The following is a 23,251-nucleotide window of genomic DNA, read 5'->3' as shown; positions in this document are numbered from 1 at the left end:
CCACCGTGGTCCCCCGGGGGCTCACTCCGATGGCGTGACGCCCAGGTACCCGGGACCTGACGGTGGTAACCCCACCGTCACCCGGATTTCGGCAGGGCCCGTGGGGCGCGGATCTCCTCCTCCGGCCGCCCCTCCTCCGGCCGCCGCTCCTCCGGCCGCCCCTCCTCCGGCCGCCGCAGTGTGCGTACGCGTGACCCGTGCGTCCTCCGGGGCGTCCGCACGGGCCGCCAGGTGGTGACGAGGGCCACGGCCAGGAGGAGCTCGGCGAGGTCGCCGCCGTAGTACATGATCTCCGCGCCGCCCCGGACCTCGGCGATCGGGGCACGCACCTCGACCCAGAACCCCCCGTACATCAGCTGGGCGATGACGGCGTGGGCGGCGATGGCGACGCCGAGGACCACCAGCCGGGCCGGCACCCCCGACCGGGCGGGTGCCGGATCGGGACCGGCGATGACATACGCGAACAGCCAGCCCGAGAGCAGGAAGTGGGCGTGCGTCAGCCAGTGCCATCCGGGGTGGCCCGTGGTGGCGTCGTAGACGGGGGTGAAGTACAGCGGCACCAGCCCGCCGGTGGTCAGCAGCAGGGCGGTGACGGGGTGGCCCAGCAGCCGCGCGGGGCGGGAGCGGAGCACGGCGGTCAGCCGTCGGCCGCGGTCCGGGGGCAGTGCGCGCAGCAGCAGGGTGACCGGGGCCGCGAGCGTCAGCGCCAGGGGCGCGTACATCCCGAGCAGCAGATGCTGGGCCATATGGCCGCGGAAGTCCTCATGGGCGAGCGGCGCGAGCGGCGGCAGCAGCGCCATGGCCACCAGGACGAGCCCGGCCGCGAAGCTCAGCGTCCGCGCGAGCGGCCAGCCCTTGGCGGGGTGACGGCGGCGGGCGCGGCGGACCATCAGCGCGTAGCCGGCGGCGCACCCCAGCAGGGCGAGGGCCGGCAGCCATACCTCCAGGGGGCCGCCGCCCCCACCGTGCCCATGGCCGGGATGCGCCGCGCCGGCGCCCATCACACGCGCCCGGCGGCGCGGGGCGCCCCGGGACCGGAGGGCGCCCCGCCGCGCTGCAACAGATAGCCGCCGGCCACCAGAAGGGCGCCCAGGACGAGGAAGCCGGCGTCCCACCACGGCTGCTCCGGGCCGCCGTGGACATGGTGGATGCCGAGGATCTGGTGGTCCAGCACGCCCTCGACGAGGTTGAACAGACCCCAGCCGACCAGCATCCAGCCCCACAGGACGCGGGAGCCCCACACCCGGCGCCGGTCGTGGGTGACCCGGGCGTAGAGGATGGCCAGCCCCAGCAGTACCGAGATCCAGCACACGGCGTGGAAGACGCCGTCCCACACGGTGTTCATCCGCAGACCGGAGACGGTGTGCGGGTTGTAGAACCGCACCCCGATGCGGTCGTGGTCGGTGCTGCTGAGCATGTGGTGCCACTGGAGCAGCTGGTGCAGCAGGATCCCGTCGAGGAATCCGCCGAGCCCCACCCCCAGTACGATCCCCGGCAGCCGGATGACGCGCGACGCGGGTGGACCGGTCCGGGCTTCCTCCGCCGTGGTGGTCATCACCGCTCTCCGTCCTGACGACAGCGTGTTCCCCCCGCTCTCCGCCTCCACGACTTCCCGGCCGGACCGGCTTCGTCACGCGCCCGGGTCGTCTTTCCGCCATCTCGCCGAGCCGGGCCGGGGTGCCGAGGCGGGCCGGGGTGCCGAGGCGGGCGCGTCCGCTCAGGCCGCGGTGACGGTGAACAGCCCCCCGTCGGGGTCGCACAGGATCGCCTGACGGCCCGTCGAAGAGGCGTCCGGCGGGAGGGCGACCGTGCCACCGGCGGCGCGGGCCGCCGCCACGGCGGCCGTCACATCGGGGACGCGGAAGTGGACGTACCAGCGCGGCCGGACCCGTGGGTCGGGGGCCTGCTCGACGGCGCCGCCGTGGACCACCGCCAGCTTGCGGCCCTCCTCGCGCACGACCACCTCGTCGTTCTCGTACTCCACGGAGCAGCTGCCCTCCGGTGCCGCCCAGCCGAAGACCTCGCCGTAGAAGAGGGCGGCCGCGAACGCGTCACGGGTGCGCAACTCCAGCCAGGCCGGGGCGCCTTCCGCCGGACCCGACGGCCGGCCGGGCAGCGTCTCTCCCGTCCAGAAGCCGAAGACGGCGCCGTCGGGGTCGGCGGCCAGCGCGGCGCGGCGGCCGGTGCCGAACGGGAGCGGGCCGACGCCGACGGTGCCGCCCCGCTCACGGATGTGTGCCGCGGTGGCGTCCGCGTCCGCCACGGCGAAGAACGGCGTCCAGGCGGCCGCGCCCCTGAGGCTGTCCGCGAGCGCCCCGACCCCGGCCACCGGCGCCCCGCCGAACAGCGCCGTACGGAACTCCTCACCCAGCCCGGTGGGGCGCCAGGTCCACCCGAGCACCGCGGTGTAGAACTCCTGCGCCGCCTGGAGGCTGGGGGCGGCGAGACTCACCCAGCAGGGGAATCCCGGCCGTGCCTGGCCGATCGGCTTCATGGGCACCACTCCTCACAACTCCGCCCCGACACCACCGCGGGGGACTGCACCGGTGTACCCCGCCGGCCGGTCGCTATGCGCGGGCGGTGACGCGGGGCCAGGTGTCCGGGGCGATGTCGTGCCAGATGTTCTGGGCCTGGATCAGCAGGGTGCCCAGGACGGCGGCGGTGCCGGGGGAGACGTGGCGCTCATCGGTGAGCTGTTTGTGCAGGGCGGCGTGGCGCCGCTCCACGGCCTCCAGCGCCTCGTCCAGTTCGCCGCGTGCCTCGTCGAGTTCGCCGCTCGCGCCGGCGGGGGTGGCGGGCTCATGGGCCATTTTGGCCCGGGCCTCGCAGGCCGCCGCGAGATCGGCGAGAAGGTGGCCGTAGTCGCGCAGCGGCTGCTGATCGGGGGCGGGAATGGCCCGGTTCTCGTCGGCGATGTCGACCATCGTGCTCACGACCGCGCCCACCTGGGCGACGATCGCGCTCCACCGCTGGTCCTCGCTCTCGGGGGGAAGCGTCGGCGGCAGCTTCTCGCGTGACGTCCACGGCAGCCTGGGATTGAGCCGGAGGCTCTCATGGCTCCACAGCCGGGCGGACCGCAGGCTCTCCTGCCGCTGCCTGAGCTGGTCGGCCAGCCGTCGCCAGTCGGCGGGCGTGTCCTCGGTCCAGTCCCCCTGGGCCAGCGCCTCGGCGATGCTCGCCAGTGTCTCCTGTGTCCCGTGCGCCAGACTGCTGAGGTTCTCCCGTACGTTCCGCAGATGGACCGGCGGCAGAACCAGCGCGTTGACCGCGATGCCGATCGCGGCGCCCAGCAGGGCCTGGAGCAGCCGGTGGGAGACGGTGAGGCTGGACACCGGAGCCGAGGTGAGGGTGAACAGCGCGGTGGTGGGGCCGTAGATGCCCTGGTCGCCGAGGCGGGGCCAGTTGCTGAGCAGCATCACGACGGGCAGGACCATGGCCACCGAGATCAGGGTGTTCCCCGTCAGGGCCTCGGCCCCCGCGGCCAGCAGCGTGCCCACGGCGATGGCCACCAGCTGCTGCAACCCCTTGAACAGCGAGCGGTAGACGGTGGCTTGGACCAGGACCACCGCCACCCACGGCGCCATCAGCGCCACCGGGTCCTTCAGCCACCACCCCGACACCGCCCAGGCGAGCGTGGCCGCCCCGGCCGCCTTCAGCGACTGCACGAGCAGGTCCCGCTCCCGCCCCGGCCCCTGCCACGCCCGCGTCGCGGCGTCCACGATCCCCCGGGCCTCGGCCCGCAACACGTACAGCTTCTCGTTTACGTGCCCCATGGCGTAGTGGGTTCCTGGAGCACGTCGGCTTATGCATGGCGGCTTTGGGCCGGCCGCTTGGGCAGGGCCGCTTACGCATGGCAGGGCGGGGGCCGGGCCGCGGTCCGCTCAGCCCGTGGTCCGCTCAGCCCGTGGCCAGCAGCAGCGTGCCCACCAGGGCGAGTCCGGCGCCCGTGGCCTGGACCACCCGCAGCCGCTCGCCGAGCAGTCCGCGGGCCGCGAGGGCGGTCACCACGGGGTAGAGGGAGGCGAGCACCGCGGCGACGGTGACCGGGCCGTGGTGCGCGGCGAGGTTGTACGTGCCGTTCGCCGCCACGTCGGCGAGGCCCACGAAGGCGAGCGCGGGCAGCGACGCCCACACCACGCCCATCCCGCCCTCGGGCAGCCCGGGGTTGCCGCGCCGGACGGAGACCAGCAGCGCGCCGCCGCCGACCGCCACATTGCACACCCGCTGTACGAACAGCGCGAGGAACAGCCCGGTCAGCGTGTGCGACGCCTCGGCGATCAGCGCCATCACCGAGCCGAAGCCCAGCGCGGCCACCAGGGTGAGCAGCAGCGTCTGCCGCTGGACGGGCGCCCCACCGGTCTGCGGACCGCTCGCCAGGACCACACCCGCGACCGCCACCACGACCCCCGAGACCTGGAGCAGCCCGGGCCGCTCGCCGAGCACGAGCGCGACACCGAGCGGCACGATGACCCCGCCGAGCGCGCCGAGCGGGGAGACGACGCCCATCGGGCCGAGCGCGAGGGCGCGGTAGAAGCACAGCATCGCGGCCGGGCCGACCACACCGGCCGCCGCGGCGAACCACAGCTGCGGGCCCGCCTCGGACCATCCGCCGGTGGCGACCACGATGGCTCCGAGGACGGTGACCGCGATGATCTGGGAGACGACGACCACGGTGAGCGCGGGTGTGCGCCGGGTGAGCAACCCTCCGCCGAAGTCGGCCAGCCCCCAGAGCAGGCTGGTGGCAAGAGCGAAGAGTGCGGACATGGTGGAACCTCGCCGTACAGTGTGGTGGACGTGGGAGTACAGCCCACAGTAGTTCACTGCACTCGACTATGCCATTCACTATTTTGGACGGATGGACGGACCGGAACGTGACGGACCTCGACCAGCTCACGCAGTCGCTCGCCCGCAACCTCAAGCGGTGGCGCAATGAACGCGGCTTCACCCTCGACGCTCTGGCGGCCCGCGCCGGGGTCAGCCGGGGCATGATCATCCAGATTGAGCAGGCCCGTACGAATCCGAGCGTGGGCACCACCGTCAAGCTCGCCGACGCGCTCGGCGTGAGCATCACCACGCTGCTCGACTACGAGCAGGGGCCGCGGGTGACCTTCGTCCCGCCCGACCAGGCGGTGCGGATGTGGTCCACCGAGGCGGGCAGCTACACCGCGCTGCTCGTCGGCACCGAGGCGGACGGCCCGCTGGAGATGTGGGGATGGCGGCTGATGCCCGGCGACGAGAGCAGCTCCGATCCGCATCCGTCCGGCACGGTCGAGCTGATCCATGTGACGGCCGGCGAGCTCACCCTGGTGCTCGGCGGTGAGTCCCACACCGCCCCGGTCGGCACCTCGGTGGCGTTCGAGGCGAACACCCCGCACACCTACCGCAACGACGGGACCGAGCCGGTGGAGATGACCATGGCGGTGTCGGTGCCACCCGCGCGCTGAGGCCGCCGGGCCCGGCCCTCGTGCCCCGCTCCGACTGCTAGTTTGGCGGCATGAGTACGCCGATGGATGCCTTCGACGAGGTCCGTCCCGCCGTCGAGTGCCTGGACCTGCTGACCGCTCCCGTCGCCGAGGCGCTGCGCACCTGGCGCGGCTCGGAGCCGGTGGAGCGGGTGCTCTTCGTGGACACCGACCCGGACAAGGCCGACACCGCCGTACTCGTCGAGAACTACGGCTCCTGGCTGCTGGAGCAGTCCGCCAACTGCGTGGTGGTCGCGGGCAAGCGGGGTGGCGAGACCACCCTGGCCGCATGCCTGGTCCTGGCCCACACCCGCGCGGACGTCAACGGCGTGGTGCGCCGCCACCTCGGCGCCCGCAAGGCGTCGTTCGCCCCGATCGACACGGCCACGGGCGAGAGCGGCATGGAATTCGGCGGCATCACCCCGATCGGACTCCCTGCCGACTGGCCGCTCCTGGTGGACGCCGCCGTGGCCGACATCCCGTACGCCCTCATCGGCAGCGGCAGCCGACGCGGCAAGCTCATCGTGCCGGGCAAGCTGCTCGCGGGGCTTCCGGGCGCGGTGGTCCTGGAGGGCCTGGGCGCCTGACGCCGCCCGAGGCGCTCAGCCCAGCCGGGGGATCTCGATGGCCGGGCAGCGGTCCATGACCATGGCCAGCCCGGCGGCGCGGGTGCGCTCGTACGCTTCCGGGTCGATGACGCCGAGCTGGAACCAGACGGCCTTGGCGCCGATGGTGACGGCCTCGTCGGCGACCGGGCCCGCCAGATCGCTGTTGACGAAGACGTCGACCACATCGATCGGGAACGGGATCTCGGCGAGCGAGCCGTAGCCGCGCTCGCCGTGCACCGTCTCGGCCTTCGGGTGCACGGGCACGATGCGCTTGCCGAAGCGCTGGAGGACGCCGGCGACGCCGTACGCCGCGCGCCCCGGGTTCGTCGACAGGCCCACGACGGCCCAGGTGTCGCCCAGCTCGGTGAGGATCTTGCGGACCGTTGCTGAGTCGCCGTACACGCTCGGCCTCCTTGGGGTTCGGGCAAAGGTTGCCGTGTACGACAACGGTGGGCGGGAGCGAGGTGATTCCCGGGCGAGCTGGGTACGGTTACGGCCAGCACTCGGACGCCCCGGTGCGCACCCACTCGCCCGCGTGCTCCTGGACGAATTCGGCGAAGGTGCGCGGCGGACGGCCGGTCAGGTCCAGCACCGCGGTGCTGACCTGGTCTTCCCGACCGGCCCTGATGCTGCTTTCCACAGCGGCGAGGGCGGCGGCGAACTCGGCGGACATGCCTGCGGCCCGGTAATGGGCCGCCTGCTCGTCGGCCCCGATCGTCACCACTCGGACCGACCGCCCGGTGCGGGCGTTGATGATCGCCGCCGCGTCCTGGTAGCTCAAGCCCTTCGGCCCGGTGAGCAGATAGTCGCGCCGGTCGCCGGGCTCGATGTCGGGGTCGGCCAGCAGGGCGGAGGCCGCGGCCGCGATGTCCCGCGCGTCGATCCAGCCCACTCGGCCGTCACCGGCGGCGGTGCGGATCTCGCCGTGCCGCCGGATGCGCTCGCCCACCGGGTGTGGGCTCAGGAAGTTCTGCATGAACCCGGACGCGCGCAGCACGACCCACCCGGGCCGGGCCCGCACCCGCGCGGCCAGCTCCAGCGCGCCGGGAGCGTTCGGCAGCACGATGGCGGAGCCGAGGAGCACCACCCGGCGCACGCCGAGGCGTTGCGCCTCGGCCAGGAACGGCCCGACCGGCGGCATCGGATCCATGCTCTCCACCGGAGGTACCAGGAAGACCCGGTCCATCCCGCGCAACGCGGCCGTATGGGTGGCCGGGGCGTCCCAGTCGAACCGGATCGCGTCAGGATCACCGGCAGGCGGGGTGCGGCTGGCCACCCGGACCGGGACACCGTTGCCGCGCAACAGTTCGACCAGCGCGCTCCCGGTTTTCCCGGTGCCGCCGGTTACCAGTACACCCGTCATCCGGCGGCTCCGGAGCGCAGCGAGTCGAGCAGCTCGGGCAGTGTCCCGGCCGCCTCGGCGACGGCCAGCGGGTTCCAGTAGTCCCGGTAGTGGGTGATCAGGCCGTCCTGGACGGTGATCACCGCGATGTAGTCCAGCTGATAGGGCTCTCCGGTGCGCACCGTGTGCCCGTTCCCGGTGAACTCCACCACGATGGTCTCCGGCCGCTCCGTGTGGTGCACGGTGACCGCGGGAATCCCTCGCACGTCCATCAGCTCCGGGAGGGCGGCCATGTAGCCGCGGACCTCTTCCCGCCCGGCCAGTCGGCGCGGTGAGCTTCCCGTGGCGAACGGGAACTCGGCGGTGCCGTCTTCCGCCCACAAGTCGGCGACGGCGTCCGTGTCCTTGGCCAGCATCCGATCCAGCAGTCGCCGGAACGCTTCTTCGGGAGTGCTCGGCACGATGTCCTCCAGTGTTCGACGAGGTGTGACCGGTCCACACTGGACGCGGACCCGCCGCCGGGGAACGGACGGCTGAGCCCCGGACCACCAGTCCGTGGCTATGCCGGGCCCCTCGTGCCACCATCGCGGGGTGAGCAGAGGCGAACTGGCTGACTTCCTGCGCCGCCGACGGGAGGCACTGCGCCCGGACCAGGTGCCGGCCACCGTCACCACCCACCCGCCGGGCCGGCGCGCCCGGCGCACTCCCGGGCTGCGCCGCGAAGAGGTGGCCGAGCTGGCCGGGGTGTCGGTCAACTACTACGAGCGGCTGGAGCAGGCCCGCGCACCGCGTCCGTCCCCGCAGGTGCTGGCCGCGCTGGGTACGGCGCTGCGGCTCACCGTCGCGGAGCGTGAGCACTTGGCGCGGCTGGCCGGGCAGGTCCCGCCCGGCACGGACGCCGACCGGGGCCCGGTGCCCGGCGAAGCGCAACGGCTGCTGGACCGGCTCGGGCCCATCCCCGCCTATGTGCTCGACGAGCGGCAGTCCATCGTGGCCTGGAACGACGCGGCAGTCGCGCTGATCATGGATTTCGGGCTGCTGCCGGTCGAGGAGCGCAACATCGTGCGGCTGTCCATCCGGCTGTGCGAAGTCCTCTGGTCGGCACCGGCGGGCGCGGAGGGTGAGTTCGCCCGGCAGGTCGCGGCGCAGCTCCGCGCGGCCAGTGTGCGTTATCCGGCGGACCGTGCGCTCGGTGAGCTGATCAATGAGTTCGCCGCGCACAGCCCGGACTTCGCCGCCGGCTGGCGCGACCACGATGTGCGCCCCATAGCGACGCTGCGCAAGTACGTGTGCCACCCCGAGCTGGGCAAGCTGGAGCTGGACTGCCAGACCCTGCTGCTGCCGGGCACCGACCTGCGGCTGGTGATGTACACGGCGGAACCGGGCAGTCCGAGTGCCGCCGCACTCGCCCGCCTCGGAGCCCGCGGCGAGTGACCCCGTCGGCCCGAAGGGCTTTTCCGGCGGAGTCGCGTCCCGCTGTGCCGGGGTGTCAACCCCGACCAACGTCAGGGGTCTGACCTGGCCGTTTGCCAGAGGTGGCGGGCCGTCGCCGTTTCTACGGTCACTGGCCATGGATTCAAGGACGCGATACGGCTTCGGCCGTCGACTGCTGCTCGCGGTGGCGCTGTGTGCCGCCGGGGCGGCAGCGGTGATGTGGCTGTCGCCCGGTGGGCTGGGCGACGCGGAGCGGGTGGAGGTCACGGGCGGCGCCTCGGTGTCGGTGTACCGGGCGGTGGCCGCTCCACGTCCGGCGGCAGCTCGCCGGGCTCGCCGTCGGTCCTCAGCCGGACCGCGAGACCCGACGCCGACGCCCGTTCGACCAGCTCCGCCACGCCCGCGCCACCCGGCTCCGGCGGTCGGCCCAGGTGATCCAGGACGGCACCACGGCGACCCCCACCATCGCGCCCGCCACCACCCCGGTCAGCCCCACCGCCGTGGACCACGTCCGCCCGGGCCGCCACCCCGCCGCGAACGCGCACAGCGCCGTGGGCACCACCCACCACAGGCTGACCACGCTCAACCCGGCGGCGGCGATGGTGGCCGCCAGTGGCAGGTGTCCGCCCCAGGACGCCCACGGGCGGCTGCCGGGTCCGGTCGTGTGTGTCCGTGTCGTCATGTCCCCCACCCGCGTCCCCCCGTGTGATCAGCCCGCGCAGAGGTGACCTTACGAAGACCGGGGACCGGCGGACACTGCCGAAAGACCAATCCCGTGGAATCCGCACACCGCACGGCATCCGGCCGACGCCCAGGAGACGCATGCTGGTTATAGGGGAGGAAGCGAGGGGAACCCGACTCCTGCGGTCGGCGATCTCGAGCCGCCGGCCGCTACCGACCGAGGGGGCGGAAGGAGAGGAAGACACCATGCCCGCAGGATCCAGCCGTAAGCGTGAACGGCAGTACGAGCACATCAAGGAAGGCGCCGAGCAGCGTGGCGCGTCCACCGGCCGGGCGAAGGAAATGGCCGCCCGTACGGTCAACAAGGAGCGCGCCCGCTCGGGCGAGTCCCGGGCCGCGAGCAAGACCTCGACCCAGGACCCGAAGTCCGCGCCGCAGCGTGGCGGACAGCGTTCCGGCAACCGGACGGGTCCCAAGGGCCCGACGCGCGACCAGCTGTACAACGAGGCCAGGCAGCGCGGCATCGAGGGCCGCTCCAACATGACCAAGGACCAGCTGGCCAAGGCCCTGGGCCGCTGACCCGGACGCCCGTCATGGCGCTTCCCAGCGGGACGCCGCCCTTCCCGCCGATCAGCGGGGCCGGGCGGCGTCCGTGCGGTCGGGGGCGTCCGTGCGGTCGGGGGAGGGCGGCGGATTGGATGCGTCGGCCACGGGTACTCAGGGGCGATCATGCCAGGCACCACACTCCCCACCTACACCGCTCTGCACCAGCTCGTGGAGCTGATCGAACAGGGCCCTCCGGTCTTCGTCCGCTGGTCCCGGGGGCCCGAGGCGGACCTGGAAGGCAGTGCGGTCAGCCGGGACGGGCTCACCGGCATGAAGATGCCGGGCCTGTCGGCCAACCCCCTGGTCTTCGAGGAGTGGGCGAAGGACCTGCCCACGACCGTCTGGGTCGCCCGGAGGCTGTGCGACTACCTCCACCTCCGGGACGACGACCAGGGCCCCGCCGATGTCCGCCCCTGGGTGCTCAAGGGGGAGGAGACCGGCCGGGGGCCGGACAACGAACCCCTGGTCCGCGAGGTGGAGCCGGTCGCCTGGATCGCCGAGAGCGTGATCGCCGAAGCCGAGGACGTGGTGGCACGCCAGCGGGGCGCGTGGGGGCCCTTGCACCGGCCGGCCCGGTTCGGCCGTGGCGGAAACGGCGGAGAGGGCTGACCGGGCGCGGTGGTCAGCCGTCCTTCCCCATCGCCTTGCGGACCGTGTCACGGGTGCGGTCGATGGTGGCCGCCATCGGCCCGAGCGCGATGTTCTTCGCCGCCGTTTCCACGCCCGGATGCGGACGGGTCGGGGCCATGGCCTCGGCCGCCCGCACCGCCTTGGCCATCGTGGCGAGCTGCCCGGGGTCGGTGCGCCGCCGCAGATGGACGAACTCGTAGCGCTCCTCGGCCCGCGCGTGCGCCATGACCTCGGTGCGCAGCTCCATGAGCAGCGGCAGGAACCCGGCGCTCTCGGGGTCCATGCCGTCGAGCCGGCTGAGCTTCTCCTTCGCCTCCTTCTCCTCCCGCAGACGGTCCTCCACCACTCCCTCACCGCCGTCGAAGGCCCGCCGCGCCACGGGGTGGACCACCTCCTCCTCCGCGGTCTCATGGACGGCCATCAGCCGGACGAGCCTGCGGAAGGCGTCCCGCCGCTCGTCCCCCGTGGTCCGCTCCACCTCGTCGAAGAGGTTGCGGATATCACCGTGCTGACGCGTCAACAGCGCCACCACATCGTCCTCGCCGCCGATGGCGCCGGATCCGGATCGGTCTGCCACGATGTCTGTCCTCCGTAGGGCCGGGAATCGATCAGCCGTAGGGCCGGGAATCGATCAGTCGCGTGAGCGCAGGGACGGCTCGGGGTGCTCACCCTCGGTCTCCAGCCGGTACTCCCGGCCGAACATGTCACGGTGCTGCGCCATCACCCGCTCGCTCGGCGGCTGGTCACCGTCGTTGAGCAGCGACTGCATGGCCTGGAAGCGCTCATGGGCCTCGCGCACATAGCCGGTGCCGAGCGTGGTGAGGTCGATCTGCGTGTCCAGCAGTTCGCGGATGTACCCCTTGTTGGGCTCGAAGGTGAGCACGTTCGGCAGCTCCGGGGCGACGACCTCCTCCGGCTCGCGGCCGTCGTTGCGGCGCATCAGGTCGCAGGCGATGCGCAGATGCTCCAGCTCCATGTTCAGATGCAGCTCCCAGACGGACTTCACCTTGGGATCCGACTCCTGCTCCATGAAGGAGTAGTAGAGGTAGCACTCGTTGTACTCGTGGTTGACGAGCTGTTCCCACCAGGTCTCGCCCGGGTCGACCAGGGACTCGTAGTGGGTGACGTGCTCCTCCTCGATCAGCCCGATCTCCTGGTAGAGCTGCCGGGCGATCGGCTCCATGTAGGTGGGCCCGACGTTCATGTAGAAGTTCATGGTCTGCTGCTCCGCCGACATGATCGTCAGCGCGTGCAGTTTGGAGAGCGGGTCGGTCCGGTTCCGGTCGTAGGGCTCGCGGACGTTGTCCACCGGATCGCGGTGGTGGTACTTGGTCGGGCGGCCCGGCATGATCTCCGTCAGCCCCTGGACGATCTCCTCCGCCTTGCGGTGCTCGATCATCTCGTAGAGGTTGGCGTACCGGTACAGATGGTCGAAGTCCTCCAGCACCCCGAATTGATACGCCTGCGTGAGGTACGGGTCGGGCTCCATCCGGGCCACCCACGCGGTCAGGTCCACCGCCACCTGCTCATAGGCGATCGTGGTCTCCAGCACCGAGGCCAGCCCCGGCAACAGCCAGTTGACCGCCTTCTGCTGCTGCGCCTCGACGGAGCGCGTCTCGGCCAGCCGCCGCTTCACGTCCATGTCCTCGCAGTGGCGGGCCATCTGGTGGCTGAAGAGGATCGCCTCGATCTCGATGCCGTTCATCGTGATGATCCGGCACCGGGTGTAGGGGTCGCAGCGGTCCGGGTCGATCGGGGAGACGTCCAGCTCACGCCAGGTACGCCTCTGGCGGTCCAGCGGGATTCCACGCTGCTCCAGCGGGTTGAAGGACATACGGGCTCCTCTGAGGCGGGAACCAGATCCGTACCCGGGCCTTCGATTCGATCCGTGCTGGTGGTGGCTTTCCGCCCGATTGGCGGCGCACACGCGTGACCACCGCGGCCACGTACGCGTGACCACCGCCGCCGCACACGCGTGACCAGCACGCGAGAGCCGGGACATAGGGTGGCCTGATGCAGGAGCGGTACCGGACGGTCGCGCGCGAGGGCGTGCACGAGATCGAGATCAACAGATCGCGCTTCCTCTGCACGCTCGCGCCCGCCGCGACCGAGCAGGAGGCGCAGGACGTCATCCAGCGGGTCAGGAGGGAACACCCCACCGCCACCCACAACTGCTTCGCCTACGTCATCGGCGCGGACGGCGGTGTGCAGAAGGCGAGCGACGACGGGGAGCCGGGCGGCACGGCCGGGGTGCCGATGCTGCACATGCTGCTGCGCCGCGAGATCCGGTACGCGGTGGCCGTCGTCACCCGCTACTACGGGGGCGTGAAGCTCGGCGCGGGCGGTCTGATCCGGGCCTACGGCGGCGCGGTCGGCGAGGCGCTGGACGCGCTGGGCACCGTCACCCGGCAGCGGTTCCGGCTGGTGACCGTCACCGTGGACCACCAGCGGGCCGGAAAGCTGGAGAACGATCTGCGGGCGACGGGGCGGGCGGTCCGCGAGGTGCGCTACGCCGAGGCCGTGACGATCGAACTCGGACTGCCCGACGCGGATGTGGACGCCTTCCGCGACTGGCTGGCGGACACCACCGCCGGCACCGCCGCACTGGAGCTCGGCGGCGAGGCGTACCAGGACGCGTAAGGACGGCGTGGGCACGGCCTGGGCACGGTCTTGGAACAGCCCGGGTACGCCCTGGGCCTACGCCGGTGAGCGCACCGAGGGCGGGGACGGAGCGGACCCCGGTGCGCTCCGGTCGCCCCGGACTCTCCGGGGCAGGCCGATTCTGGACGGGCGGCCCTGGGAAGTGCGGCCCTGGGCCGCACGGTGCGCGGGCCGCAGCCGGATCGCCGCGTCGAGGCCGCCACCGGGCGCCCGGGCCAGGGTGGCCTCCCCTCCGCTCGCATGGGCGAGCCGCTGCACCAGCGACAGACCCAGACCGGTGCCGCCCTTCGGGGCGTCGGGGGCGCGCCAGAAGCGGTCGAAGGCGCGACGCCGCTGATCGGCGGTCATGCCGGGCCCCTCATCGATGACGTGCAGCTCGATCCAGGCGGGCCGCGCGGGGAGATGGCGGCGGTCGGCGGCCGAACAGCGCAGCACCATGGTGACGGTGGAGCCCAGGGGTGTGGCACGCAGCGCGTTGGAGAGCAGATTGTCCAGGATCTGCTCGATGGCTCCAGGCACCGCGAGTACCTGGCCGACCCGGTCGCCGAGCAGCGCGAGCTGGGCCCCGTGCTGGTCGAAGAGCGGGCTCCAGGTGAGCAGGCGCTCGGCGCACACCTGGTCCAGATCGACCGGTTCGGGGGTGACGGCGCTCTCCTCCAGCCGTGCCATCGCCAGCAGCCCCTCGACCATCCGGGCCAGCCGGTCGGTCTCGGTTATCGCGGCGCCGAGGCTGTCCCGGGCGTGCCCGGTCATCTCCGCCTCCAGATTGTCCAGCCGCAGCCGCAGCGCCGCCAGCGGCGTCTTGAGCTGGTGGGATGCCTCGGCGGCGAACGCGCGCTGGGAGGCCAGCAGATGCTCCAGCCGGGCGGCGGTCTGGTTGAAGGTGGCGGCGAGGCTGCGCACCTCGGGCGGGCCGGAGGTCACGGGCGCGGGCGTGGTGAACCGGCCGTCGGCGAGGCGGTGCGCGAACCGCTCCAGCTCCAGGATCGGGCGGCTGGCCCAGCGGGCGAAGACCAGCCCCACGGCGGCGACGGCCGTGAGGATCGCGAGCCCGCCCACGGCCAGCAGCAGCCAGGTCCGGTGGACCCGGGCCTCCACCGCGTCGGTGGGCACGGTGAGCCGCACCGCGCCCTGCAACTCCTCGCCGTGGACGACGGGGGCGGCGACCGAGAGATAGCGGACGCCGCCGATGGTGGAGGTACGGACGTCGATCGCGTCCCGGCCGCGCAGCGCGGCGGCGATCTCGGGGCGCGACGCCAGGTTCCGCGACTCGGCGGCGGACAAGCGATGTGAGGTCGCCAGCAGCCGGCCGTCGTCGCCGACGATGACCACCCTGCCCCGGATGCGTTCGGCACAGTGGCGCGCCCGGTGCGGCAGCTCGCGCCGCTCCCGTCCCGCCATGATGGACAGCGAGGCGAACGCGGACACCGACTCGGCCTCGTCCTCCGCCGAGGAGATGATCTGCGCTCGCTCGGCTCTGCCGTAGACATAGCCGAGCGGTATGCCGAGGCTCAGCAGGGTCAGTACGGCGAGGCTCAGATATCCGAGCAGCAGACGTCGGGTCACGGCCGGGCGGCCTCCGGGACCCCCGAATGGCTCCCCGCCGGGACTCCCGCTGGAGCCCCCGCCGGGGCTCCCGAGTGGACGGCAAGACGGAAGCCGACCCCGCGCAGGGTCTGGATCCAGGCCGGATCGCCCAGCTTGCGGCGCAGAGTGGCGATATGCACGTCCAGGGTCTTGGTCGGCCCGTGGAAGTGGGGGTCCCAGACGCGGTCGAGGATCTGCTGGCGCGAGTACACCGCGCCGGGGTCCTCGGTGAGCAGGGCCAGCAGCTCGAACTCCTTGGGGGTGAGGCTGACGGGTGCGCCGCCCACCCACACCTGACGCGTCCGGCGGTCCACGACCAAGGGCTCCTGCTCCCGGGGCGGCGGCTGGGCGGCGGGCGGCGGGGTGACGGCGGGGGCCGGTGCGGTGGCGGCGGGTGCGGCCGGAGCGGGTGCGGCCGGAGCGGTGGGCGCCGTGGCGGTGCGTTGGGAGCGCCGGGTCACCGCGCGGATCCGGGCGATCAGCTCCCGCATGCTGAACGGCTTCGCCAAGTAGTCGTCCGCGCCCAGCTCCAGCCCCAGGACCCGGTCGGCCTCCTCGCCCCGCGCGGTGAGCATGATGATCGGCACATCGGACACCTGCCGGATACCGCGGCAGACGTCGATGCCGTCCATGTCCGGCAGCCCCAGGTCGAGCAGAACGATGTCCCCGTACGGCCCCTCCAGCCCGGCTGCCCCCGTGCTGACATGACCCACCATCAGTCCATACCGCCCCAATCCCTCGACGAGGGGTTCGGCGATCGTCTCGTCATCCTCGATGAGCAGCGCTCGTACGGTCATGGGGACCTGTGTACCGCAATTTCGGAATGGCTTCCTGGTTTTTGTAATGTTGCGAGCGCGGAACCGAATATTGGAGAAGAACTTGTCATGCTCTAGTGTTCGTTTAGCCTTCGCCTGGTACGGCCCTCCCTACGGTGATTCGCATCTGGTCCAACCACCCGTCAGGGAGGCACGATGAGGGCTCCGTGCGAATACCGGAAACTGGCCGACGAGCAATTTCCCGAATTCCGGCCGCGCACCTCGGGCAAGGAACTCGGTCGCGATAACGACGGTGACGTCCGGGCGTACTCATGACGAGCGGACGACATGCCCGTGGCCGGATCCAGCCGGTTTCCTCGCCGCCGTACGACATCGACGAGGTGTTCCCGCCGGAAGGGGCGCGCGACGCCCAGTCGACGCAGCCGATGCCGTATGCGCCCGCCGCCGGAACCGTAAGAGAAACGGCCGAGGCTCCTGGCTTCCATAAGGCCGACGGCGAGGCGGGGGACATCGCCAGGGGCGAGAGGAGAGGCAAGAGCGAGGGAAAAGGCAAGGGCAAGCTCGGCGGGATCCTCCAGGGCGCCGACCTCGGCACCGAGATCACCGCCTCGCTGGTCGTCTTCCTCGTGGCCCTGCCCCTGTGCATCGGTGTCGCCGTCGCCTCCGGCACCCCGGCCGAACTCGGCATCATCACCGGTGTCGTCGGCGGGCTGGTGGTCGGGATGACCCGGGGCAGCGCCCTCCAGGTCAGCGGGCCCGCCGCCGGGCTCACCGCACTCGTGGCGGAGACCGTCGAGGCCCATGGCATCGCCATGCTCGGGGTGATCGTGCTGATGTCCGGGCTGCTCCAGATCGGCCTGGGGATGATCCGGCTGGGCCGTATGTTCCAGGCCATCTCGATCGCCGTGGTCCAGGGCATGCTCGCCGGGATCGGGCTGCCGCTGATGTTCAGCCAGTCCTATCCGCTGGCCGATGCCACGGCCCCCGGCACGGCCGTCGAGAACATCCTCGGCTTCCCCGCGCATGTCCTCGACACCTTCACGAGCGGGCAGACGGCGATCGCCGCGCTGCTCGGCATCGCCACGGTCGTCCTCAGCTTCGTCTGGAAGAAGGCGCCGGGGCCGGTCAGCCGGATTCCCGCCGCGCTGGTGGCCGTCGCCATCGGCATCGTGGTCGCCGCGCTGCCCGGTGTGGAGGTGAAGACCCTTCAGGTCGGCGATCTGCTGTCCGCCGTCCAGGTGCCAGGCCCTGAGCAGTTCGCGGGGCTGGCCGATCCGGCGGTGCTCACCGCCGTCCTCACCTTCACCGTCATCGCCTCGGCGGAGAGCCTGTTCACGGCCGCCGCCGTGGACCGGATGCACGACGGTCCGCGCACCCGCTACAACACCGAGCTGATCGCCCAGGGCGCGGGCAACACCGTCTGCGGCATCCTCGGCGCGCTGCCCATGACCGCTGTCGTCGCCCGTAGCTCGGCCAATGTGCAGGCCGGGGCCAGGACCCGGCTCTCCCGCACCCTGCACGGCCTGTGGCTGCTGGCCTTCGCGCTGCTGCTGCCGAGCGTTCTCGCCCTGATCCCGATCTCGGTGCTGGCGGGTGTGCTGGTGCACAGCGGCTGGAAGCTGCTCGCGCCCGAGCAGTTCCCGAAGATGTGGCGCCAGGACCGCGGTGAGTTCGTGGTGATGGCCATCACCACGGGCACGATCGTCGCCACTGCGCTGCTGGAGGGGGTGCTGGTCGGGCTCGCGGCCGGGATCGTCCTGGCGGCGCTGCGGATGTCGCGGACCTCCATCGAGCACCGGGTGGAGGGCGACACCGCGAAGCTGGTCATGACCGGCAACGCCACGTTTCTGCGGCTGCCCAAGGTGATCGACGCGCTGGAGGCGGTGGGGTCGGCGGGGACGCCGCGGATCCGACTGGACCTGATGGGGGTGACCCATCTGGACCACGCCTGTCGCAGCCAGATCGAGGAGTTCGTGGCGCAGAAGCGGGCGCCGGGCACGGTACGGGTGGAATTGCTGCTGCCCGACCTTCCGGGACCGGGGCGGGGGCCGGGGCGGAAGCCGAGGCCGGGGCCGAAGCCGAAGCCGAAGCGAAGGTCCGGCCTCGGGCTCTCGCCCGAATCCCCGCCGACGTCCGCGTCCGCGCCTGTGTCCGCGCCTGTGTCCGCGCCCGTGTCCCCGTCGTGGCCGCCGCCACAGCCACATGAGCGGTCGTCGTCCGGTGCGCTGTACGACGCGTTCTACGGCCCGTCACAGCCGGGCCCGTCCGCGGAGTGGTACTACCTCGACACCCGCCCCTTCGAAGGCCTCCAGGACTCCGAGGACGCGCGGTGGAGGGACCACCAGGGCTAGCCATGGCCGGGAAACGGGCCGCCGTGTGGGCGACACGGGCGGGAAATACGAGGTCCGTGAGAGACCGGGCACCGACCGCGGCTAACGTGGTCGGTGCCCGCACCGCGTACGCGCCGCGGGTGTGATGCTGGCCACTGGGGTGGGAGGAAGGACAGAAGTGCAGGTCGGAGACCACTTGTGAGAATTCTGCACACCTCCGACTGGCACCTCGGACGCTCCTTTCACCGGGTCAGCCTCCTTGCCGCGCAGCGGGAGTTCATCGACCACCTCGTCACCACCGTGCGCGATCGGCGCATCGACGCGGTGGTCGTCGCGGGCGACATCTACGACCGCGCCGTGCCGCCGCTCGCCGCCGTCGAGCTCTTCGACGACGCCCTGCACCGGCTCGCGGACCTCGGGGTGCCGACGGTCATGATCTCCGGCAACCATGACTCGGCCCGCCGTCTCGGCGTCGGCGCCGGGCTGATCGACCGCGCCGGGATCCATCTGCGTACCGACCCCGCCGGCTGCGCCACGCCCGTCGTCCTCTCCGACGACCACGGCGAGGTGGCCTTCTACGGTCTGCCGTATCTCGAACCCGGCCTGGTGCGGGAGGAGTTGGGCGCCTCGGCGGCCGGGCATACGGCGGTGCTGGGCGCCGCCATGGACCGAGTGCGCGCCGACCTCGCCACCCGGCCGTCCGGCACCCGCTCCGTCGTCCTCGCGCACGCCTTCGTCACCGGTGGCACGGTCAGCGACAGCGAACGGGACATCACGGTCGGCGGCGTCGCCTCCGTACCAGCCGAGGTCTTCGCCGGCGTGGACTACGTGGCGCTCGGCCATCTGCACGGCTGCCAGACCATCACCGAGCGCGTCCGCTACTCGGGCTCCCCGCTCGCGTACTCCTTCTCCGAGGCGGCGCACCGCAAGTCCATGTGGGTGGTGGAGCTGGGGGCGGCGGGCGGGGCGCCGTCGTGCGAACGGGTGGAGTGCCCGGTGCCCCGGCCGCTGGCCCGGATCCGCGGCCGGATCGAGGAGTTGCTCGCCGATCCGGACCTCGAGCGCCACGAGGAGGCGTGGGTCGAGGCCACGCTGACCGACGCGGTGCGGCCGCATGAGCCGATGGCCCGGCTGGCGCGGCGCTTCCCCCATGTGCTGACGCTGGTCTTCGACCCCGAGCGGCCCCCCGAGGATCCGCTCGCCTCGTACGCACAGCGGCTGCGCGGCCGCTCGGACCGGCAGATCGCCGAGGACTTCGTGGCCCATGTGCGGGGCGGCCGCGGCCCGGACGAGGTGGAGCGTGCGTTGCTCGGCGACGCGTTGGATGCGGTACGGAGCGAGGCGCACGAGGGCGTCGTGGCGGGCGAGGGCGTGGTGCCGGACGAGGGTGTCGTGCCGGGCGAGGGTGTCGTGGAGGGTGTCGTGCCGGGCGACGAGAACGGCGCGGGGGCGACGACGGCGGGTGCCGTGACCGCGCGGACGACCACGACCGCGGGGGAGGCGGCGCGATGAGGCTGCACCGGCTCGCCGTCACGGCCTTCGGGCCGTTCGGCGCCACCCAGGAGATCGACTTCGATGAGCTGTCCGCCGCCGGGCTCTTCCTGCTGCACGGGCCGACCGGCGCCGGTAAGACGTCCGTCCTGGACGCGGTCTGCTACGCGCTGTACGGCCAGGTGCCCGGCGCCCGCCAGGGCAGCGGGCTCTCGCTGCGCAGCGACCACGCCGAACCGCTGACCCCGACCGAGGTCGTTCTCGAATGCACGGTCGGGGAGCGGCGCCTGGAGATCACCCGGCGCCCCGAACAGCCGCGCCCCAAGAAGCGGGGCACGGGGATGACGCGGGAGAAGGCGCAGACCCTGCTCCGCGAGTACGTCCCACCGACATCCTCGGCCGGCGCCGGGGCCGGGACGTGGAAGGCGCTCAGCCGCTCGCACCAGGAGATCGGCGAGGAGATCGCGCAGCTGCTCGGCATGAGCCGGGAGCAGTTCTGCCAGGTGGTGCTGTTGCCGCAGGGCGACTTCGCCCGCTTTCTGCGCGCGGATGAACTGGCGCGCGGCAAGCTGCTGGGCAAGCTGTTCGACACCGGCCGCTTCGCCGCCGTCGAGGAACGGCTGGCGGAGCAGCGGCGGGCGGCGGAGAAGCGGGTCGCGGCCGGGGACGAGCGGCTGCTGGCGCTCGCCCACCGCATGGCACAGGCGGCGGGCCGCACCACGGAGCTGGACGGCCACCCGCTGCCCGAACTGACCCCCGGTGAGCCGGGGCTGGCCGACGCCGTCCTGGAGTGGGCCGCCATCGCGCGTGCGGGCGCGCGCGAGCGGCTGGACATCGCGCTGTCCGCCGTACGAGCCGCCGAGGAGGCCCACGACGCCGCCCAGCGGACCGCCGACGCGACCCGCGAACGGGCCGAACTCCAGCGCCGCCACACCGAGGCCCGCCGCCGGGCGGACGACCTCGAACGGCAGCGACCCGACCACGACCGCCTGCGCGAGCTGCTGGAACGCGCCCGCGCCGCCGACGCGGTGGTCCCCGCACTCGACCTCCGCACCGCCGCCGCCCGCGACCACCGCACCGCCGAATCCACCGAACGCCAGGCCCGCACCCGGCTGTCCGCCGAACCCGGCCTGGCGGCCATGACCCTCGCGCCGACCCCGGACATCCCCGACCAGCGCACACCCCCCGGCCGGGCCACGTCGCCTGCCGTGTCCCTGCCCGCGCAGGGCTCCGGAGCCCTGGATGAGGCCGCCGCGATGGGTACGGCGGTCGAGCGTGGCGAGCACGGACGGACCGCCCAGGCGGGGCCGTCCGACGGCGAAACCGCCGTCACGGAGGCGCGGGGCGCGTCGTCGCGTGCGTCCGGGCCGACGTCCCGGGGCGAGGGCGCGTCGCACACCGATGTGGCGGGACAGGTTGCGCCCGAGGCGAGTCGTGGCGGGGCGGCTCCGGGCCCGGGCGGTGCGTACGGCGAGCGGGACCGGCGGGCCGGGGCGCAGGGTGTTGACGCCTCGGCGGTGCTCGCCGAAGCCGATGCCGAGTGGCTGGGGCAGGTTGAGCGGCGGGTGCGGGAGGAGCTCGGGGCGTTGGGTGCCGCGCGGCGGGGGGAGGCTCGGGCGGAGGCGATCCTCCGCGAGATCGCCGCGCTCGATCGGGAGGCCCGTGCCGATGACGAGGCGGTCGAGGAGGCCGCCGAGTGGCTCGCGGGGTGGGAGGAGACCCACCGGGCGCATCAGCGGCGGGTCGAGGCGGCGCAGGAGGCCGTGGCCAGGGCCGAGCAGCTCGGCGGGCGGATCGAGCCCGCCGAGCGGCGGCTGGAGGCCGCCCGGCGGCGGGACCGGCTCGCCGGGCAGGAGGCCCAGGCGCGGGAGGAGTTGCTGCGGGCGCGGGAAGGGGCCGCCGCCGCGCGGCAGAACTGGCTCGACCTCAAGGAGGCCCGGCTGCGCGGCATCGCCGCCGAGTTGGCGGCCGGGCTGCGCGCCGGAGAGCCCTGCGCGGTGTGCGGGGCGACCGAGCACCCGGGCCCGGCCCGGCCCGGGGCCGGGCATGTGGACCGTACGGCGGAGGAGGCCGCGCTGGCGGACTACCAGCGCGCCGAGGAGGTCCGCGAGGAGGCCGAGCGGGCGCGGAACGCGCTGCGGGAGGCCCGTGCGGGCGCCGAGGCCACGGCGGAGGGCGAGGACGCGGCCGAACTCGACCGGGCCCTGGCCGAGTTGCGGACCGCCTACACCGAGGCCCGGGACGCGGCGGCCGACGCACACCCCGCCCGCGAGGCCCTGGACCGGGCCGAGGGCGAGCACACCCGCCGTACGGAACAGCGGCAGGAGGCCGAGCGGCGGGCGGCCGCCCGCACCTCGCACCGCGAAGCCCTGGCCCGGGAGCGGGCCGCGCTGCTGGCCGAGCTCGAGCAGGCGCGCGGCGCGGACGCCACCGTCGCGCGGCGGGCGGCGCGGCTCGAGCGGCAGGCGGGGCTGCTGGCCCACGCCGCCGAGGCGGCGCGGGCCGCCGACGCGGCCGCGAACCGGCTGAAGGAGGCCGACGCCCGGCTCGCCGACGCCGCCTACCGGGCCGGGTTCGAGACCCCGGAGCAGGCCGCCGAGGCCGTACTGCACCCGGACCGGCAGCGCGAGGCGCGCCGCCGTCTCGACGCGTGGCAGTCGGAGTCGGCGGCGGTCGCGGCCGAGCTGTCCGACCCGAGGGTGCTCGCGGCCGCCCAGGAGCCGCCCGCCGACCCCGCGGCGGCGCAGACGGCGGCCGACGCGGCCACCCGCGCCCTGCGCGAGGTCTCGGCCGCGGACGCCGCGGCCCGCACCCGCTGCGAGGAGCTCGACGCGCTCTCCGCGCGGGCGGTCGCCGACGCCCGCCGGCTCGCCCCGCTGCGCGCGGAGCACGACCGGATCGCCCGTCTCGCCTCGCTCGCGGCGGGCACCTCCGCGGACAACGAGCGCAGGATGCGGCTGGAGGCGTATGTGCTGGCGGCCCGCTTGGAGCAGGTCGCGGCGGCGGCGAGCGTACGGCTGCGCCACATGTCCTCCGGGCGCTACACCCTGGTGCACTCCGACGCCCGCTCCGGCGGGCGCGGCCGCTCCGGCCTCGGGCTGCATGTCGTCGACGCCTGGACGGGCAGCGAACGCGACACCGCCACCCTCTCCGGCGGCGAGACCTTCTCCGCCTCGCTCGCCCTCGCGCTGGGCCTGGCCGATGTGGTCACCGACGAGGCGGGCGGGGTCCGCCTGGACACCCTCTTCATCGACGAGGGGTTCGGCAGCCTCGATGAGCAGACCCTGGACGAGGTGATGGACGTGCTGGACTCGCTGCGCGAACGCGACCGTACGGTCGGCATCGTCAGCCATGTCGCCGATCTGCGTCGGCGGATCCCCGCCCAGCTGGAGGTCGTCAAGGGCCGCCAGGGCTCGGCGGTACGCCACCGCACGACGGCCGTGCAATAGGGGCGTCCGGCGGATGTGACGCCTGCGGCGGGCTGTTTTCCCCTACCCGCCCCTTCCCACAACTGGGGCTCCGCCCCAGACCCCGGGATCCAGGGGTGAAGGCCCCTGCCATGCGCCGGACACCCTGTAGCGGGGCGGGGGGGGGACCCCCCCCCTCCCTGCTCCCCCCCCCCCCCCACCCAAAAAACCCCCCC

The 23,251-nt window shown here is 73.2% G+C and carries 22 protein-coding genes; 9 read left to right on the top strand and 13 right to left on the bottom strand.

The genetic code is table 11. The annotated features are described in order from the left end of the window. Positions 1 to 77: 77 nt before the first annotated feature. The 5 genes from ACT2CW_RS07655 to ACT2CW_RS07635 form a co-directional block, all read right to left on the bottom strand. The gene (locus ACT2CW_RS07655) at positions 78 to 1,001 is read right to left on the bottom strand and encodes a cytochrome c oxidase assembly protein (protein WP_445515999.1); all 924 of its coding nucleotides are present in this window, start codon (positions 999 to 1,001) and stop codon (positions 78 to 80) included. Then, complete coding sequence (locus ACT2CW_RS07650; RefSeq protein ID WP_445515998.1) at positions 1,001 to 1,555, bottom strand: DUF2243 domain-containing protein; 555 nt, start codon at positions 1,553 to 1,555, stop codon at positions 1,001 to 1,003. The genes ACT2CW_RS07655 and ACT2CW_RS07650 overlap by 1 nt, the downstream gene beginning before the upstream one ends. Positions 1,556 to 1,717: 162 nt before the next feature. After that, complete coding sequence (locus tag ACT2CW_RS07645; protein ID WP_445515997.1) at positions 1,718 to 2,494, bottom strand: VOC family protein; 777 nt, start codon at positions 2,492 to 2,494, stop codon at positions 1,718 to 1,720. Between the two features lie 73 nt (positions 2,495 to 2,567). Beyond that, positions 2,568 to 3,773: an FUSC family protein gene (locus ACT2CW_RS07640; protein ID WP_445515996.1), complete on the bottom strand. Its 1,206-nt coding sequence runs from the start codon at positions 3,771 to 3,773 to the stop codon at positions 2,568 to 2,570. Positions 3,774 to 3,897: 124 nt separating this feature from the next. Next, entirely contained in the window at positions 3,898 to 4,764 is an 867-nt protein-coding gene (locus ACT2CW_RS07635; protein WP_138916316.1) for a DMT family transporter, read from the bottom strand. Between the two features lie 107 nt (positions 4,765 to 4,871). Here ACT2CW_RS07635 and ACT2CW_RS07630 point away from each other — a divergent pair, with 107 nt between their 5' ends. After that, complete coding sequence (locus ACT2CW_RS07630) at positions 4,872 to 5,444, top strand: helix-turn-helix domain-containing protein (RefSeq protein WP_086883114.1); 573 nt, start codon at positions 4,872 to 4,874, stop codon at positions 5,442 to 5,444. 50 nt (positions 5,445 to 5,494) lie between these two features. After that, the gene (locus ACT2CW_RS07625) at positions 5,495 to 6,049 is read left to right on the top strand and encodes a YbaK/EbsC family protein (protein WP_086883113.1); all 555 of its coding nucleotides are present in this window, start codon (positions 5,495 to 5,497) and stop codon (positions 6,047 to 6,049) included. Between the two features lie 15 nt (positions 6,050 to 6,064). Here the strand turns inward: ACT2CW_RS07625 and ACT2CW_RS07620 are convergent, their stop codons facing one another. From ACT2CW_RS07620 to ACT2CW_RS07610, 3 genes are all read right to left on the bottom strand, one after another. After that, positions 6,065 to 6,472: a CoA-binding protein gene (locus tag ACT2CW_RS07620; protein WP_445515995.1), complete on the bottom strand. Its 408-nt coding sequence runs from the start codon at positions 6,470 to 6,472 to the stop codon at positions 6,065 to 6,067. Between the two features lie 88 nt (positions 6,473 to 6,560). After that, complete coding sequence (locus tag ACT2CW_RS07615; protein ID WP_445515994.1) at positions 6,561 to 7,433, bottom strand: NAD(P)H-binding protein; 873 nt, start codon at positions 7,431 to 7,433, stop codon at positions 6,561 to 6,563. Further along, a complete protein-coding gene (locus ACT2CW_RS07610) occupies positions 7,430 to 7,876 on the bottom strand; it encodes a nuclear transport factor 2 family protein (protein ID WP_311766906.1) in 447 nt (148 codons plus the stop codon). The genes ACT2CW_RS07615 and ACT2CW_RS07610 overlap by 4 nt, the downstream gene beginning before the upstream one ends. Positions 7,877 to 8,003: 127 nt before the next feature. Here ACT2CW_RS07610 and ACT2CW_RS07605 point away from each other — a divergent pair, with 127 nt between their 5' ends. Continuing rightward, complete coding sequence (locus ACT2CW_RS07605) at positions 8,004 to 8,846, top strand: helix-turn-helix transcriptional regulator (protein WP_445515993.1); 843 nt, start codon at positions 8,004 to 8,006, stop codon at positions 8,844 to 8,846. A 346-nt stretch (positions 8,847 to 9,192) separates the two neighbouring features. Here the strand turns inward: ACT2CW_RS07605 and ACT2CW_RS07600 are convergent, their stop codons facing one another. Continuing rightward, positions 9,193 to 9,528, bottom strand: a complete 336-nt coding sequence (locus ACT2CW_RS07600) for a hypothetical protein (protein ID WP_445515992.1) — start codon at positions 9,526 to 9,528, stop codon at positions 9,193 to 9,195. Positions 9,529 to 9,773: 245 nt separating this feature from the next. On the opposite strand from ACT2CW_RS07600, the gene ACT2CW_RS07595 reads away from it, so the two are divergent. After that, positions 9,774 to 10,106 carry a plasmid stabilization protein gene (locus ACT2CW_RS07595; RefSeq protein WP_445515991.1) on the top strand — a complete coding sequence of 111 codons (333 nt, stop codon included), beginning with the start codon at positions 9,774 to 9,776 and terminating at the stop codon, positions 10,104 to 10,106. Positions 10,107 to 10,256: 150 nt separating this feature from the next. Next, positions 10,257 to 10,742: a DUF6098 family protein gene (locus ACT2CW_RS07590; RefSeq protein ID WP_445515990.1), complete on the top strand. Its 486-nt coding sequence runs from the start codon at positions 10,257 to 10,259 to the stop codon at positions 10,740 to 10,742. 13 nt (positions 10,743 to 10,755) lie between these two features. Here the strand turns inward: ACT2CW_RS07590 and ACT2CW_RS07585 are convergent, their stop codons facing one another. Both ACT2CW_RS07585 and ACT2CW_RS07580 read right to left on the bottom strand, forming a co-directional pair. Beyond that, positions 10,756 to 11,340 carry a hemerythrin domain-containing protein gene (locus ACT2CW_RS07585; RefSeq protein ID WP_445515989.1) on the bottom strand — a complete coding sequence of 195 codons (585 nt, stop codon included), beginning with the start codon at positions 11,338 to 11,340 and terminating at the stop codon, positions 10,756 to 10,758. Positions 11,341 to 11,394: 54 nt separating this feature from the next. Next, positions 11,395 to 12,597, bottom strand: a complete 1,203-nt coding sequence (locus tag ACT2CW_RS07580) for a hypothetical protein (RefSeq protein WP_164431355.1) — start codon at positions 12,595 to 12,597, stop codon at positions 11,395 to 11,397. Between the two features lie 179 nt (positions 12,598 to 12,776). Here ACT2CW_RS07580 and ACT2CW_RS07575 point away from each other — a divergent pair, with 179 nt between their 5' ends. Then, complete coding sequence (locus ACT2CW_RS07575; protein ID WP_182469440.1) at positions 12,777 to 13,403, top strand: YigZ family protein; 627 nt, start codon at positions 12,777 to 12,779, stop codon at positions 13,401 to 13,403. 57 nt (positions 13,404 to 13,460) lie between these two features. On the opposite strand, the gene ACT2CW_RS07570 is transcribed toward ACT2CW_RS07575, so the two are convergent. Further along, entirely contained in the window at positions 13,461 to 14,990 is a 1,530-nt protein-coding gene (locus ACT2CW_RS07570) for a sensor histidine kinase (RefSeq protein ID WP_445515988.1), read from the bottom strand. Then, positions 14,987 to 15,808 (bottom strand): response regulator transcription factor, encoded by an 822-nt coding sequence (locus ACT2CW_RS07565; protein WP_445515987.1) that lies wholly within the window; start codon positions 15,806 to 15,808, stop codon positions 14,987 to 14,989. Before ACT2CW_RS07565 ends, ACT2CW_RS07570 begins: the two co-directional genes overlap by 4 nt. A gap of 290 nt (positions 15,809 to 16,098) precedes the next feature. Here ACT2CW_RS07565 and ACT2CW_RS07560 point away from each other — a divergent pair, with 290 nt between their 5' ends. The 3 genes from ACT2CW_RS07560 to ACT2CW_RS07550 all read left to right on the top strand — a co-directional run bounded on the left by ACT2CW_RS07560 (position 16,099) and on the right by ACT2CW_RS07550 (position 23,057). Then, positions 16,099 to 18,138: a SulP family inorganic anion transporter gene (locus tag ACT2CW_RS07560; protein ID WP_445515986.1), complete on the top strand. Its 2,040-nt coding sequence runs from the start codon at positions 16,099 to 16,101 to the stop codon at positions 18,136 to 18,138. A 177-nt stretch (positions 18,139 to 18,315) separates the two neighbouring features. Continuing rightward, a complete protein-coding gene (locus tag ACT2CW_RS07555) occupies positions 18,316 to 19,629 on the top strand; it encodes an exonuclease SbcCD subunit D (protein WP_445515985.1) in 1,314 nt (437 codons plus the stop codon). Further along, positions 19,626 to 23,057: an AAA family ATPase gene (locus ACT2CW_RS07550; RefSeq protein ID WP_445515984.1), complete on the top strand. Its 3,432-nt coding sequence runs from the start codon at positions 19,626 to 19,628 to the stop codon at positions 23,055 to 23,057. The genes ACT2CW_RS07555 and ACT2CW_RS07550 overlap by 4 nt, the downstream gene beginning before the upstream one ends. Positions 23,058 to 23,251 lie beyond the last annotated feature (194 nt).

This window comes from Streptomyces sp. NEAU-174 (assembly GCF_052665095.1).
This window is presented reverse-complemented; position numbering and strand designations above follow the sequence as displayed.

What these genes read in the sequence shown, in the direction of transcription:
- ACT2CW_RS07650 (WP_445515998.1), bottom strand. Translation starts at nt 1,555, where the DNA reads ATGACCACCACGGCGGAGGAAGCCCGGACCGGTCCACCCGCGTCGCGC.
- ACT2CW_RS07560 (WP_445515986.1), top strand. Translation starts at nt 16,099, where the DNA reads ATGACGAGCGGACGACATGCCCGTGGCCGGATCCAGCCGGTTTCCTCG.
- ACT2CW_RS07640 (WP_445515996.1), bottom strand. Translation starts at nt 3,773, where the DNA reads ATGGGGCACGTAAACGAGAAGCTGTACGTGTTGCGGGCCGAGGCCCGG.
- ACT2CW_RS07590 (WP_445515990.1), top strand. Translation starts at nt 10,257, where the DNA reads ATGCCAGGCACCACACTCCCCACCTACACCGCTCTGCACCAGCTCGTG.
- ACT2CW_RS07550 (WP_445515984.1), top strand. Translation starts at nt 19,626, where the DNA reads ATGAGGCTGCACCGGCTCGCCGTCACGGCCTTCGGGCCGTTCGGCGCC.
- ACT2CW_RS07655 (WP_445515999.1), bottom strand. Translation starts at nt 1,001, where the DNA reads ATGGGCGCCGGCGCGGCGCATCCCGGCCATGGGCACGGTGGGGGCGGC.
- ACT2CW_RS07645 (WP_445515997.1), bottom strand. Translation starts at nt 2,494, where the DNA reads ATGAAGCCGATCGGCCAGGCACGGCCGGGATTCCCCTGCTGGGTGAGT.
- ACT2CW_RS07580 (WP_164431355.1), bottom strand. Translation starts at nt 12,597, where the DNA reads ATGTCCTTCAACCCGCTGGAGCAGCGTGGAATCCCGCTGGACCGCCAG.
- ACT2CW_RS07565 (WP_445515987.1), bottom strand. Translation starts at nt 15,808, where the DNA reads ATGACCGTACGAGCGCTGCTCATCGAGGATGACGAGACGATCGCCGAA.
- ACT2CW_RS07595 (WP_445515991.1), top strand. Translation starts at nt 9,774, where the DNA reads ATGCCCGCAGGATCCAGCCGTAAGCGTGAACGGCAGTACGAGCACATC.
- ACT2CW_RS07600 (WP_445515992.1), bottom strand. Translation starts at nt 9,528, where the DNA reads ATGACGACACGGACACACACGACCGGACCCGGCAGCCGCCCGTGGGCG.
- ACT2CW_RS07625 (WP_086883113.1), top strand. Translation starts at nt 5,495, where the DNA reads ATGAGTACGCCGATGGATGCCTTCGACGAGGTCCGTCCCGCCGTCGAG.
- ACT2CW_RS07635 (WP_138916316.1), bottom strand. Translation starts at nt 4,764, where the DNA reads ATGTCCGCACTCTTCGCTCTTGCCACCAGCCTGCTCTGGGGGCTGGCC.
- ACT2CW_RS07615 (WP_445515994.1), bottom strand. Translation starts at nt 7,433, where the DNA reads ATGACGGGTGTACTGGTAACCGGCGGCACCGGGAAAACCGGGAGCGCG.
- ACT2CW_RS07575 (WP_182469440.1), top strand. Translation starts at nt 12,777, where the DNA reads ATGCAGGAGCGGTACCGGACGGTCGCGCGCGAGGGCGTGCACGAGATC.